Annotated in this window: 13 protein-coding genes and 1 tRNA gene; 8 read left to right on the top strand and 6 right to left on the bottom strand. The window is 63.3% G+C overall.

What is annotated here, in order from left to right; all coding sequences use genetic code 11:
- Positions 1-19: 19 nt before the first annotated feature.
- On the top strand, positions 20-1,222 hold the full coding sequence (locus JWQ24_RS19780; RefSeq protein ID WP_299811750.1) for a serine hydrolase: 1,203 nt from the start codon (positions 20-22) through the stop codon (positions 1,220-1,222).
- Positions 1,223-1,277: 55 nt separating this feature from the next.
- Here JWQ24_RS19780 and JWQ24_RS19775 read toward each other — a convergent pair.
- Positions 1,278-1,354: transfer RNA gene (locus JWQ24_RS19775), tRNA-Arg, on the bottom strand.
- A 59-nt stretch (positions 1,355-1,413) separates the two neighbouring features.
- The gene (locus JWQ24_RS19770; protein ID WP_299811846.1) at positions 1,414-2,862 is read right to left on the bottom strand and encodes an MFS transporter; all 1,449 of its coding nucleotides are present in this window, start codon (positions 2,860-2,862) and stop codon (positions 1,414-1,416) included.
- 218 nt (positions 2,863-3,080) lie between these two features.
- Here JWQ24_RS19770 and JWQ24_RS19765 point away from each other — a divergent pair, with 218 nt between their 5' ends.
- The gene (locus tag JWQ24_RS19765; RefSeq protein WP_299811749.1) at positions 3,081-3,680 is read left to right on the top strand and encodes a hypothetical protein; all 600 of its coding nucleotides are present in this window, start codon (positions 3,081-3,083) and stop codon (positions 3,678-3,680) included.
- Between the two features lie 137 nt (positions 3,681-3,817).
- On the opposite strand, the gene JWQ24_RS19760 is transcribed toward JWQ24_RS19765, so the two are convergent.
- The gene (locus tag JWQ24_RS19760; RefSeq protein WP_299811747.1) at positions 3,818-4,255 is read right to left on the bottom strand and encodes a CAP domain-containing protein; all 438 of its coding nucleotides are present in this window, start codon (positions 4,253-4,255) and stop codon (positions 3,818-3,820) included.
- A 159-nt stretch (positions 4,256-4,414) separates the two neighbouring features.
- Positions 4,415-4,735: a hypothetical protein gene (locus tag JWQ24_RS19755; protein ID WP_299811745.1), complete on the bottom strand. Its 321-nt coding sequence runs from the start codon at positions 4,733-4,735 to the stop codon at positions 4,415-4,417.
- Positions 4,736-5,126: 391 nt separating this feature from the next.
- On the opposite strand from JWQ24_RS19755, the gene JWQ24_RS19750 reads away from it, so the two are divergent.
- Positions 5,127-6,452 (top strand): Tad domain-containing protein, encoded by a 1,326-nt coding sequence (locus tag JWQ24_RS19750; RefSeq protein ID WP_299811743.1) that lies wholly within the window; start codon positions 5,127-5,129, stop codon positions 6,450-6,452.
- Positions 6,453-6,597: 145 nt separating this feature from the next.
- Here JWQ24_RS19750 and JWQ24_RS19745 read toward each other — a convergent pair whose 3' ends face one another.
- Positions 6,598-7,599, bottom strand: a complete 1,002-nt coding sequence (locus JWQ24_RS19745; RefSeq protein WP_299811741.1) for a 2-dehydropantoate 2-reductase — start codon at positions 7,597-7,599, stop codon at positions 6,598-6,600.
- Positions 7,600-7,753: 154 nt separating this feature from the next.
- On the opposite strand from JWQ24_RS19745, the gene JWQ24_RS19740 reads away from it, so the two are divergent.
- Both JWQ24_RS19740 and JWQ24_RS19735 read left to right on the top strand, forming a co-directional pair.
- Positions 7,754-8,389 (top strand): YidB family protein, encoded by a 636-nt coding sequence (locus JWQ24_RS19740; protein WP_299811739.1) that lies wholly within the window; start codon positions 7,754-7,756, stop codon positions 8,387-8,389.
- A gap of 31 nt (positions 8,390-8,420) precedes the next feature.
- Positions 8,421-8,693 carry a GlsB/YeaQ/YmgE family stress response membrane protein gene (locus JWQ24_RS19735; protein ID WP_299811738.1) on the top strand — a complete coding sequence of 91 codons (273 nt, stop codon included), beginning with the start codon at positions 8,421-8,423 and terminating at the stop codon, positions 8,691-8,693.
- A gap of 69 nt (positions 8,694-8,762) precedes the next feature.
- Here JWQ24_RS19735 and JWQ24_RS19730 read toward each other — a convergent pair whose 3' ends face one another.
- Positions 8,763-9,554, bottom strand: coding sequence for an SDR family oxidoreductase (locus JWQ24_RS19730; protein WP_299811737.1), 792 nt, complete (start codon positions 9,552-9,554; stop codon positions 8,763-8,765).
- Between the two features lie 258 nt (positions 9,555-9,812).
- On the opposite strand from JWQ24_RS19730, the gene JWQ24_RS19725 reads away from it, so the two are divergent.
- The 3 genes from JWQ24_RS19725 (at position 9,813) to JWQ24_RS19715 (ending at position 12,975) form a co-directional block, all read left to right on the top strand.
- Positions 9,813-10,877 carry an acyl-CoA dehydrogenase family protein gene (locus JWQ24_RS19725; protein ID WP_299811736.1) on the top strand — a complete coding sequence of 355 codons (1,065 nt, stop codon included), beginning with the start codon at positions 9,813-9,815 and terminating at the stop codon, positions 10,875-10,877.
- Between the two features lie 38 nt (positions 10,878-10,915).
- Positions 10,916-12,076, top strand: coding sequence for an acyl-CoA dehydrogenase family protein (locus JWQ24_RS19720; protein WP_299811735.1), 1,161 nt, complete (start codon positions 10,916-10,918; stop codon positions 12,074-12,076).
- 92 nt (positions 12,077-12,168) lie between these two features.
- Positions 12,169-12,975 carry an enoyl-CoA hydratase/isomerase family protein gene (locus JWQ24_RS19715; RefSeq protein ID WP_299811733.1) on the top strand — a complete coding sequence of 269 codons (807 nt, stop codon included), beginning with the start codon at positions 12,169-12,171 and terminating at the stop codon, positions 12,973-12,975.
- Positions 12,976-13,260: the final 285 nt, after the last annotated feature.

Below are 13,260 nucleotides of genomic sequence, written 5' to 3'. Positions count from 1 at the left end.
TCTATCGGCAGGAAAGCAGTTGAACCATAACAGTGCGCCTCACGGCGATGACAACCTCGACACCACGGCTTCTGCATCCCACTCAAGCCGCCGCGACGAAATCGAAGCCCTGATCAGCAGCTATGGCGGCAGGCAGATGCCGAACCTGCATCTGGAGACCTTCCGGAATCTCGGTGCCACCTTCGCGACGCGCACGATCCGCGCCGGCGCACCGGTCCGACCGCTGCAACATGCCACTCGCACGCTGCCGGATTTTTCAATTCCCTCGGGCGGCAAAACCTACGACATCTACGACTATGTTGCGCGCAACCGCGTCGCCGGCCTGATGGTGATGCAGAACGACCAGGTGCTTCTGGAGCATTACGACCTCGGACTCACCGCCGCGACCCGCTGGCTGTCGATGTCGATGGCCAAATCGATCTCGACCACGCTGGTCGGCGCCGCCGTGCAGGACGGGCTGATCGACAGCATCGACGATCCCCTGACCAAGTATCTGCCGGAGCTCGCCGGCAGCGCCTATGAGGTGGTGTCGATCAAGACGCTGATGCAGATGACATCCGGCGTGCAGTGGGACGATAACCAAACCAATCCCGCCTCCGAGCGCCGCCACATGCTGCAGCTGCAGATCGACCAGCAGCCCGGCGCGATCATCGACTACATGGCGGGCCGGCCGCGCGTCGGGCCGCCGGGCACGGTCTGGCAATACAGCACCGGCGACACGCATCTTGTCGGCGCGCTGGTTCGCGCCGCCACGGGCAAATGGCTGTCGGACTATCTGTCGGAAAAGATCTGGTCGAAGCTCGGCATGGAAGCCGACGCCGCGTGGTGGCTTGAGGCGAAGGACGGACTCGAGGTCGCCGGCAGCGGCCTGTTCGCCACCATGAGGGACTATGCCCGCTTCGGTCGCTTTGCGCTCGGCGACGGCGTGATCGACGGCGAACGGGTGCTGCCGGAAGGCTGGATGCGCGACGCCGGCTCATCCCGGCAGATCGGCGGCGCGCGGGTGAATTACGGCTATATGTGGTGGCCGGTACCCGCGCCCGACGGCTCGCTTGACGACGGCGCCTACAGCGCGCGCGGCATCTTCGGCCAGTTCATCTATATCAATCCGAAGCACAATATCATCAGCGTCGTGCTGAGCGCGCGGCCGAAACCGAGGGACGGGGAAACCGTCCTCGACAACGACTTCTGGAACGCCGCAGTGGCCGCGCTGACGAAGTGAGCCGGCTCGGCTGAGCGCGGCATCAGTGCCGCGTTCAGCTGCGCGGCAGAAAAACTGGCGATCCCGGCATGACTCGAACATGCGACCTACGGTTTAGGAAACCGTCGCTCTATCCGGCTGAGCTACGGGACCGCAAGACCCGCAGCTGATGCGGGGCTTGACGATTCCATACCAGAGCCCGGCTGACATCGCTACCCCGGCCGGCGGTGCGGGCGGGAGACATGGTCGCCGGCGTTGCGCACCAGTTTCAGGCTGTCGATCACGCTGAGCAACGCCACCAGCGCCACCACCACGAAGGCCAGCCGGAACGAGGCCGCAGGCAATTGCGCGAGACCGAGATGCGGCGCCGCCCATTCGCCGAACCGGATCGCCACGGCGCCGAGCGCAATGCCCAGCCCCATCGCCAGTTGAAACACGGTGCTGAACAGGGTGTTGGCGGCATTCATCTGCGGCTGCGGAATGTCGGCAAACGCGACGGTATTGAGCGCGGTGAACTGCATCGAGCGCGTCATGCCGCCGGCGAACAGCAACATGGCGATCACCCAGACCGGGGTGGCCGGCGACAGCAGCGCCAGCGACGCCAGCAGCACGGCATTGAGCAGGCCATTGCCGATCAGCACAGGACGGAAGCCGAACTGCCGCAGCACCGGCGTCGTCAAAGGCTTCATCAGCAAATTGCCGGCAAACACCGCCAACACCAGCATTCCCGCATGAAACGCATCGAGGCCGAAGCCGACCTGGAATAGCAGCGGCAGCAGGAACGGCACCGCGCCGGTCGACAGCCGGAACAGCGAGCCGCCCCAGAAGGTGACCGCAAAGGTCGGCACCCGCAGCGCCGCCAGCGACAGCATCGGATTGGCGGCACGGCCAAGATGTATTACGCCGGCGGCCAGCAGCAGCACGCCCGGCACCAGCGGCACCGCCACTTCCGCCCAGCGCATGTCGGGCCGGCTCACCACTTCCACCGCCCACAGCACACCGAACAGCCCGCCGCTGGTGAGGGCGAAGCCTGGCCAGTCGAACGGCCGCGGCTCGCGCGCGCGCTCGTTGGGAATGAGCCAGAGTGCTGCGGCCAGCGCCAGCACGCCGAGCGGCAGATTGAGATAGAAGATCCATCGCCACGACGCGAAGGTCGTGATGAAGCCGCCAAGCGGCGGCCCGAGCACCGGTGCTACCAGCGCCGGCCAGGTCAGGATCGCGATCGCGTTGATCATCCGTTCCTTCGGCGTGCTGCGCAGCACTACCAACCGCCCGACCGGCACCATCATGGCGCCGCCGATGCCCTGCAGCACCCGCATGGCAACGAACGCCGCCAGCGAATCCACCATGGCGCACAGCAGCGACGCCACGGTGAAGACGGCAATTGCCGATGCAAACACGGTGCGTGCGCCGAGCCGGTCGGCCATCCAGCCGCTGATCGGGATCAGCACGGCCAGCGTCAGCAGATAGGCGCTGACGCCCAGATTGAGATCCACCGGAGCGACGCCGAAGTCGTGCGCCATCGCTGGCACCGCGGTGGCGATGATGGTGCCGTCGAGGTTCTCCATGAAGAACGCCGCCGCCACCAGCAACGCGATCCATACTTCGCGCGCCGGCCTGGGCGCGGGCACGTCGTTCACGGCAAGGGAGTCGTCTGTCACAGCGGCCAAGGTCGTGTCCATGATGAGTGCGACCGCTGTTGCGGCAAGATCGTGTATGCCGCAGCGGGTGACGGCAAGGCAATACCGACCCGGCCGGTACAGCGGCATGACGGCCCATGCCGAAGCAGATTTGCGGGAAAACGGCCGGTAACCCGGTTGAAAAATGTCGCCAGAGTGGCAAATATCGGCGTGTATCAAGGGATAGATAGAGCGGTTTGATGGTACTTCCAGGCCAATACGCAGTGCTGACAAGCCTGACGCTCGGCATGTCCATGCTGGGGCTGTCCTGCGCGCAGGCGCAATGGTGGACCGCGAAGCCGGCAGATTATGAAGAATGCGCCGAGCGCGCCCACCGATCCGCCTCGAAAGATAGCAGCGCGCTGCTGGCGGCGTGCGACGGCCAGTTCGCCGGCCGGCGCAGGCCCGGCGGCGGCTACACTTATTACGACTTCATGCAGAACCGCAGCTTCGATATCGCCGGTCCCAATCCGACGGTGCAGGAGCAGCGCGCGATCGACGAGCACTACACGTCCTATCTCGACCAGCACCGCCGCAGCATCATCGCCGCGGCGTTTGCCGAAAAACAGCGCGAGCAGCAGCAGGCCGCGCTGCAGGCTGAGACAGCGGTCGCTGCGCCTTCCGTGCCGAAGGACATCAAGCCCATCGTTGCCGCGAAGCCGAAGCCGCACCTCAAGCGGCCAGAATGCGCCGACCCGCTCGCCTGCAGTTGGTCGAAACTGTCGAACGGATTAAGCGATATCAAGAAGGCGCTGTTCGGCCCCGCCCCCGCAAAGGCCCGACGCACGCGCGAGGGGTAGCCGTCATCGCGAGGTCAGGGAAAGCTGACCTGCCAGCTTTCCCCTTTGCGAAGCGACTCGGCAATCCAGAGAGCCACAAAAGAAGAAAGGCTGGATTGCTTCATCGCAAGGACTCCTCGCAATGAGGGAGGACAGCTTCAGTCCGTAATCACCATCGCCCAGAACATCCGGTACGGCGATTTCGGATTCGACACGAAGGCGACGCCGACTTTTCTGGCGCCGGGCATCAGCAAATTCTCACGGTGCCCCGCGCTGTCTTCCCACTGCTTCAGCGTTTCGGAAAACGTGAGGAAGCCGGCCGCAATATTCTCCGCCGCTTTCTCCTTGCGCAATTTCGCGACGCGCACGGGAAACAGCCCACCGACCTCGTGGCTGACCTTGCCGCTCGCCGACATCGCTCTTGCCTGATACAGCGCGACCGCATTGAGTTTGCCGTCCAGCGTCACGGCGGAAAGGCCGTGCGCGCGGCGATAGGCGCTGATCTCGCGTGCGTAATCCGCGGCCTGCGCTGGCAGCACATGGATCAAAGCAAGAACAGCGATAACGATCGCCATCCGCATACTACGCATTGTCATATTAATGCACTTCATCGGCGATGGGGACGCGGCGTGAAGGCGGCTCATGGAGCCCGAGCGATTGACGGCAGCGGCGCCGCAAATCCCGATATCACCTGCAACTTAAAGATCGCCTGAAGCGCCGGTGCGCTCCAGGCGATCATGTTCAGTAGTTCAAACTTACTTCTTGGCTTTTTTCGCCTTGGCGGTCTTCACCGTCTTGGCCTTGGCAACCTTCGCCGTCTTCGCGACCTTGGCGGTCTTCGCTACCTTCGCGGTCTTCGCACCCTTCGTAACCTTGGCGACCTTCGCCTTGCGACGACGATGACCGAGCGGGATGCCGAGCTTGATAGCCTTCTGGCGCAGCGAACCACCGGTGCGCTTCATCGCCTTGGAGATCTTCTCAAGCGGCGTCTGCGCCTTCGAGTGTTCCTTCAGCGTTTTCACGTCTTCCTTGGTGTATTCGCGACGCACGAGCTTCTTTTTTGCAGCTTTGGCCATTGTAGCTCCGATTCTTAAGTTGAAGTATTCGATCAACACACGTAGTGCGGATGATATGAGGGATATAGCGGCCTATCAGATGCGCAATGACACCGACGACCACCAAATCACGCGACTATCTATACTAAAGAAGTTCCGAATGACATAGCCCCTGATGTCACATCAGCGACACCTCGAATTGCTCTCGTTTTGTTCCTCACAATTCCCGTCCACAGATATCGATTGCTAGTTGAGCGGAGGATGCGGCCAGCATCTTCATTTACCGCTTGTTTACTTCAAGGTGAGGACGCCGATTGCGTAGTTGATTTCGAAAGAGCTTCCGCTAGCTGATTAAATGATATTTAGGCGGACGATGGTACCTATCTGATAGTCATCAGCATAGGCGCATCACATGTTGGTCAACCCGCTTCGTCGAATGCGTAGTTTCCGACAGGCCAAAAGCGGCAATGTCGCGACTATCTTTGCGGTCGTGCTGGTACCTCTGATCGCGGCCCTGGGCTGCGCTGTAGACTACAGTCGCGCCGTTAAAATTCGCAGCAAAATACAATCAGCGATCGATTCGGCCAGCGTCGGCGCCGTAACCCGGACCTCACCGGCATTTATAGCGGCGGGCGCCATGGTGACGGACGGGCCAATTCCCGTCGGTATCACGGATGCGACGAACATCTTTAACGGCAACATGTCTGGCCATGGCGGCTTCACGCTCAAGCATTTCACCGCCGACGTCAGGAAATCAGCCGGCAAGGTCGTATCGACCGTGGAGTATTCCGCGCACGTGCCAACCTCCTTCACCTCGATCATCGGCTGGAAAAAGCTGACGATCACCGGGACCGCATCATCGGCCGCGTCGATGCCGACCTATATAGATTTCTATTTGTTGCTGGATAACTCTCCCTCGATGGGCGTCGGCGCAACGCCCGCCGATGTCGCCACGATGGTCGCCAACACGCCGGATAAGTGCGCGTTTGCCTGCCACGACACGCTGGACAGCAATAGCTACTACAAGCTCGCCAAGACGCTGGGCGTCACCACCCGTATCGACCTGCTGCGGAGCGCGACCCAGAAACTGATGGACACCGCCACGCAGACCGCGACCTATCCCAACCAATACCGGATGGCGATCTACGACTTCGGCGCCTCGGCCCAGACCGCCGGTCTGCGCGCGCTGTTCTTGTTGTCGTCGAGTCTGAGCAGCGCCAAGACTAGGGCCGGCAGCATCGATCTGATGTCCGTCAATGGCCAGAACGACAATAACGACCAGGACACGCCCTATACGACCGCAATGCCCGCGCTCAACAAGGTGATTGACGCCCCGGGCCCCGGCACCGCGGCCGCGCCGCAGAAATATGTCTTCTTTGTCTCGGACGGCGTCGCCGACGAGTACAATCCGGCCGGCTGCTCCAAACCGACCACGAGCGGGCGCTGCCAGTCGCCGATCAATCCGAGCCTGTGCCAGGCGCTGAAGGACCGCAACATCAAGGTGGCCGTGCTGTACACCACCTATCTCGAACTGCCGACCAACGGCTGGTACAATACCTGGATCAAGCCGTTCAATGACGGCCCCTACGGCCCCTCCCCGAACAGCCAGATCGCCATCAACATGCAGAGCTGCGCGTCGCCAGGCCTGTACTTCGAGGTCAGCCCGACGCAGGGCATTTCCGACGCCATGACCGCACTGTTCAATAAGGCCGTCGCCGACGCCCGCATCAGCAGCTAGCGCATTGGTCGATCGAGTTGAATTGCCTCCGTCATTGCGAAGTCAAGGAAAGCTGGCTTCCAGCTTTCCCCTTAGCGAAGCAATGCCGGAGAGGGAGTTGCGAACATCGCGTTCATCCCTGCTGCCACAGGCATCTCCAACCACGTTAGCTACCGCGGATTTCCGTCACGGTCAGTCCCGGCGAGCCGCCGCCGCTGGCTTCAGCAGTCCGGATCAGCGTCATGACGCGCTGCGTCAATGGCGTGGCAAGACCGTGTTGCGCGGCGCGCTGCACGATCACACCTTGCAGATAATCGATCTCGGTGCGGCGGCCGCGCTGCAGATCTTCCCACATCGATGAGCGCGCCAGCGGATCGATCTTCATCGTGCGGCCGAGCAGCGCCTTGAACAGCACGTCCGGCAGGCGCAACAAATGCGGCGTCAGCGCCATCGGCAGTGGCGTCGGCGACACCGGCCGGATACCAGCCGCCTTGATCACGCGGAGCCCTTCGGCCATCTGGTCCGCGAACAGTACGCGCCATTCGCGCTGCGCCAGTTGTTCGCGTAGCGGCAGGCCACTCAGAGCGTTGAGCGCATTGTTGAGATTGACCGCGAGCTTGCCCCATTGCACGCCGGCAATATCGTCGGTGGCTCGAAACGGCAGATCCGGCGCCGACAGTTGCGCCGCAGTGCCGGTATCGTCGCCGGCCACCATGATATCGCCGGACGTGGCGCGGTGGACGCGGCCCTCGCCCATCGCCACGACGTTGAACGGCACCATGCCGCCGAGCACCCGATGCCGCGGCAGCCGCGCCTGCAGCGCCTCGATATTGCCGATGCCGTTCTGCAGGCTGACGATGACGGCAGCGTCCGGCGCGTGCAGCGCAATAGATTCCGCCATTGCCGCGGTGTCAGCGCTCTTCACCGTGACGAGAACGATCGCCGCGTCACGGAAGGTCGCGGGATCGTCCGATAACAGCATATTTTCGGCGGAGACCGTGCGATCGCCCCCGTCGAAGCTGGTCAAATGCAGGCCGTGGCGGCGAATTTCACCGATCATGCGCGGCCGCGCCAGCAAGGCGACGTCACGGCCGGCCGCGGCCAGCATGCCGCCGACGAAGCAGCCGATACTTCCGGCGCCGGCGATGACTATCCGTTGTCCGATCACTTCATCCTCCGTTCATCCGCGATAGAGCATAGGCAGACGCGGAGCATGATACCGAAACACCGAGGCGCTGGCGAACGATGGAATCAGCGCGACTTGTCGGCGTCATACCGCACAGCTATGTTCCACATCAGGGCTGACATCACAGGAGATGACGATGGGTTTGCTCGATATCCTCAATGGCATGCAGAACGGTCCGCGTGGCCCCAGCGATCCCAATGAAAAGAGCGAAGGGATGTCGCCAATGACGATGGCGATCCTCGCGATGCTGGCCTACAAGGGCTACAAGCACCTTACCGGCGATCAGCCGGGACAGGTGCAGTCACAGTCGCCTGCGCCGGCTTCGATCCCGGCACCGAACACGACCCAGGCCAGCGCCGATGAAGGCGGACTTGGTGGCATGCTCAGCAGCATTCTCGGTGGTAGCAGCGGACAGGCCGGCGGCGGTCTCGGTGGACTGCTGAAAGGCCCGCTCGGCGGATTGCTCGCAGGCGGCGCGGCCGGCAGCGTGCTCACCGGCGGCCTCGGCGACCTGCTCAAGCAATTCCAGCAGAACGGTCAGGGCGAAGCCGCCAGTTCGTGGGTTGGGCCCGGTGAAAACCGGCAGATCTCGCCGAATGATCTCGGCGCGGCGCTCGGCGCCGACCAGATCGAACAGCTCACGGCACGCACCGGCATGTCGCGCGAGACCCTGCTCCACGAATTGAGCCAGGAATTGCCCGACGCCATCAACCAGTTCACCCCGCACGGCCGTGTGCCGACGGAAGACGAAGCCAAGTCGCGCTGGCTCTGATCAGCGTCCGTTCAAGGAAGGGGAAATCAATATGCTCTGGATCATCTTCATCGGCTTCATTGCCGGCATTATTGCCCGAATGCTGTCGCCGGGTCCGAACAATCCCAGCGGCTTCATCCTGACCACCGTGCTCGGCATCGCCGGCGCGTTTCTCGCCACCCTCATCGGCCAGCAGATCGGTCACTACGGCCCCAACCAGGGCGCCGGCTTCATCACCGCCACGATCGGCGCGCTGGTGGTGCTGTTCATCTGGAACAGGCTGGTCGCCAGACGCGTGATTTCCGATCCGGGCTCACGGCTCTAGACGATACCACGCGGTAAAAAAGCAAAGCCCCGGGGAACGCGCCCCGGGGCTTTTTTGTGTCTGGTGTATTTAGCGCGTCGATTGCAGGTGCATGCCGGCGTCCATCCGCACCAGTTCGCCGGTCATGTTGCTCGACGGCGACGTGGCCAGGAAGCAGATCAGGCCCGCGATATCCTCGGCCGTCGAGGCTACCCGCAACGGCACCTTGGCAATCACCGCCTCTCGCACCTTGGCCGCGGCTTCCGCGCCACGCCCCTTGGTGAACCACGGCGTATCGATATAGCCGGGACATATCGTGTTGACGCGGATCAGCGGCGCCAGCGCGCGCGCCAGCGACAGCGTGATCGAGTTCAGTGCCCCCTTGCTGGCGGCATAAGCGACTGATGATCCGGCCCCCGTGAGCCCGGCCATCGATGAGACGTTGACCACGGCCGACGACATGCCCGACAACTTGGCGCCGGCTTCGAGCAGCGACCGCGCCGCGCGCACCATCTGGTACGGCCCGACGGTGTTGACGGCGTAGATGCGCTGGAAGTCTTCCGCCGACAATCCGTCGAGGTCGTCATGCGGCACATGCTTGGTGGTGCCGGCATTGTTGACCAGCGCATCGAGCCGGCCCCACGGGGCTGCAGCGGCGACGATCTTCCTGCAGTCCTCGTCCTTGGCGACATCGCCCTGCACCACCACGACCTCGGCCGCTCCGAGGCTGCGGCAATGTTCGGCGGTGGCTTCGGCTTCCTTCTGGCTCGAGGAATAATTGATCACGATGCGCGCGCCGCCTTTGGCCAGGATCGCCGCCGTCGCCGCTCCCAGCCCGGACGCCGAGCCTGTAATCACCACGCACAAACCATCCTTCGACATGCATTTCCCCTTGTCGCATTCTGCTCGTTTTGCCGCGGCAGCATAGTTCCAGTTACCGCCGATGCAAATCGCGACGCGACTCCCGCTGCGCGAAATAAGGCGATAGCGTCGCCGCCGCATGCCCCCACTGCAGGCCGCCCTGCGGCCCGCTGCGCTTGTCACGGCAGGCACTTTTCCGCATCATGATTTTCAACAACAGCAGCGGCACCCATGCTGGCATTTCGCCGCATGAGAAGTGCGCCTGAATCGGGGAACGCAGTGACGGAGACGGATAACATCGTTGTCGAGACCGCGGAGCGCATCTTCGCCGATCTTGCCGACGCGCAGACCATCAACAACAGCACCGACGGCGGCTGGAAAGCGAAACTGTGGCAGGCGCTGGCCGAATCCGGCCTGCCTTTGTCCTGGGTACCGGAAGACTGCGACGGCTCGGGCGCCAGCATGGCCGAAGGCTTCGCCGTGCTCGGCGCTGCCGGCCGCTTTGGCATCGCGTTGCCGCTCGCCGAAACCATGCTGGCCGGCTGGTGGCTATCGCAGGCAAAGATCTCCTCGCCCGAAGGCATGATGACGGTCGCACCGACGCGTCCGAGGGACGTCCTCACCCTGAATGCCGACGGCACCATCAGCGGCCGCGCCCGCAGCGTGCCGTACGCGTCGGAGGCGAAGCATATTGCCGTCGCAGCAATCGGCGCCGATGGCGTCTCGATCGCACTGGTCGAAGCAAGCGCCTGCCGCATTGAGAAGGGACTGGGCCTCGCGGACGATCCGTCCGACGTCGTGACCTTCGATCACGTCAAGCCGGTGGGCATTGCGTCTGCCCCGGCCGGCATCGACGCCGGTTCTCTGCTGCTGATGGGCGCGCTGACGCGCAGCCTCCAGATCGCGGGCGCAATGGAGAGCATGCTCAACATCAGCGTGAACTACGCCGGTGAGCGCGTCGCCTTTGAGAAGACGATCTCGAAATTCCAGGCGGTGCAGCACAACCTCGCCCGCCTCGCCGGCGAAACCTCCGCCGCGCTGGCCGCGGCATCTTCCGCCGCCGACGCGCTGTCGCATGACGCCGCCTTCGACGAAGCGATCTTCCTGGAAGCCGCCTCCGCCAAAATCCGCTGCGGCGAAGCGGCCGAAAAGGGCGCGGCGATCGCGCACCAGGTGTTCGGCGCGATCGGCTTCACGCAGGAGCATATCCTGCACCGCTATACGCTGCGGGCGCTGGCCTGGCGCGACGACTTCGGCAGCGAGAGCTATTGGGCCGTCGAGCTGGGCCGGCTGATCGCCTCGCGCGGCGCCGATGAATTGTGGCCGCTGGTCGCATCGCGCTGACACCTGCTGAACAAGACTTCTGAAGAAGCGAGTAACCCATGACCGCAGCCCTTCGTTTCGATCCGATCCGCCTGCCGCCGGAATGCGAGGTGCTGCGACAGGAAGTTCGCGCCTTCCTCGCCGAAGAGATCGCCGCCGGCACCTTCGATCCGCACAAGCCTCTGCGCGAGGACGCCGACGCGCCGGAATTTTCCCGCCGCGTCGGCGCGCGCGGCTGGCTCGGCATGACCTGGCCGAAGCAATATGGCGGCCACGAACGCACGTTCCTGGAACGCTACGTCGTGACCGAGGAAATGCGCGTGGCGAATGCGCCGGTGCGCCGCTTCTTCGTGGCCGATCGGCAAAGCGGTCCGGTGCTGCTGAAATACGCGCCCGAGCACATCAAGATGGATATCCTGCCGCGGATCTGCCGCGGCGAGGTGTGCTTCGCCATCGGCATGAGCGAACCGAATTCCGGCTCCGATCTGTTTGCCGCCAAAACAAAAGCGACCAAGACCGACGGCGGCTGGCTGATCAACGGCAGCAAGGTCTGGACGACCTCGGCGCATATGGCCGACTACATGATCGCGATTTTCCGCACCTCGCCCTCCACCAAAGAGAACCGCCGTCACGGCTTGACGCAGTTTCTCGTCGACATGAAGAAGCCCGGCATCACCGTGAATCCGATCGGGCAGATCACCGGGCAACGCGAGTTCAATGAAGTCGTGTTCACCGATCACTTCCTGCCCGACGACCACATGCTCGGCGAGCTCGACAGCGCATGGAAGCAGGCGACCAGCGAACTCGCGTTCGAGCGCTCCGGCCCGGAGCGTTTTCTGGAGACCTATTACGTGCTGACCGAGTTGGTTCGCACGGTCGGAAAAAGTCCCGACACCCGCAGCGCCGAAGGCATCGGTCGTCTCGTCGCGCAACTGCACACGATGCGGCGCATGTCGGTTTCGGTCGCCGGCATGTTGCAGGCCGGCCGCGAACCGGTGGTGGAAGCCTCGATCGTCAAGGACATCGGCACCATCTGGGAGCAGCAATTGCCGCACCGCGTGCGCGAACTCGCAGCTTTTGTCGAAGCCGACGATTCCAACCACACCACGCTCGACGAGATGCTCGCTTTTGCGACCCGAACCGCGCCGAAGCTGACGATCCAGGGCGGCACGACAGAAGTGCTGCGCGGCATTATCGCGCGCGGGCTTGGGTTACGCTGAATGTCGTTCCGGGCGCGAGCAGCACAAGCCGCGAGCGCCCCGGAATGACAGCGCTTTATGAAATTCAAAAACCAACACCATCGAGGAACGCCATGACCACCTACCAGGATATCGCCGTCGAGACCCGCGGCCATATCGCGATCATCGAGATCCGCAAGCCGCCGTTCAATTTCTTCGACATTATGCTGATCCAGCAGATCGCCAACGCGCTCGACGAGATCGATGCCAACCCAGAAATTCGCGCCACGGTTCTGTGCGCGCAGGGCAAGGCGTTCTGCGCCGGCGCCGATTTCAGCGATCCGAACCGCAAGGAAACCGAGGCCGCCGCAAAAAGCGGCGATCCCGCCGACAATCTCGGCTCGATCGGGCATCTCTACATGGAAGCCGTGCGGATTTTTCGCGCGAAGAAGCCGATCGTCGCCGCGGTACAGGGCGCCGCGATCGGCGGCGGCCTCGGCCTTGCCGTCTCCGCGGACTTCCGTGTCGCCTGCCCCGAAGCGCGCTTCGCCGCCAACTTCACCAAGCTCGGCTTTCATCCCGGCTTCGGCCTGACTGTCGCACTGCCGGAGATCGTCGGAAAGAACAACGCCGAGCTGATGTTCTACACCAGCCGCCGCGTCGGCGGCGAGGAAGCGCTGAAGATGGGGCTCGCCAACATCCTGGTCCCGCAGGCCGAAGTCCGCGACGCCGCGATCAAGCTGGCCGAAGAAATCGCCGAATGCTCGCCGCTCGGCCTGTTGTCGACGCGTGCGACGATGAAGGGCAACCTCGCCGATCGCGTGGCGAAGGCGACCGAGCACGAGCTCGCCGAACAGACGCGGCTGCGCGCGACGGAAGATTTCAAGGAAGGCGTCAAGGCGACCGAAGAACGCCGCTCCGCGAATTTCACGGGACGATAGCGTTCAGCGCCGGCGTCTAGCGGTCGCGATCGCCGTCACGGCGGCGCGTATTTGCGACGGAGAAACCCAGACGTTGTATGGACGTTCTGGATTTCTTCGTGCGCGCGCAAAGACCGATCCGAACGCCAAAGTACCGACCAAGAAAAACGCCGCTCCCTGGTGCGTTAGCACTTAGGAGCGGCGTTTTTGATGATCTGACATCGTAAGTTCGAGATCTTTGTCCTTTGCAGGCCTGGCAGCGACCTACTCTCCCAGGGCTTAAGCCATAGTACCATTGGCGCTGAG

This window comes from Tardiphaga sp. (assembly GCF_028290495.1).
Classification (GTDB): domain Bacteria; phylum Pseudomonadota; class Alphaproteobacteria; order Rhizobiales; family Xanthobacteraceae; genus Tardiphaga.
This window is presented reverse-complemented; position numbering and strand designations above follow the sequence as displayed.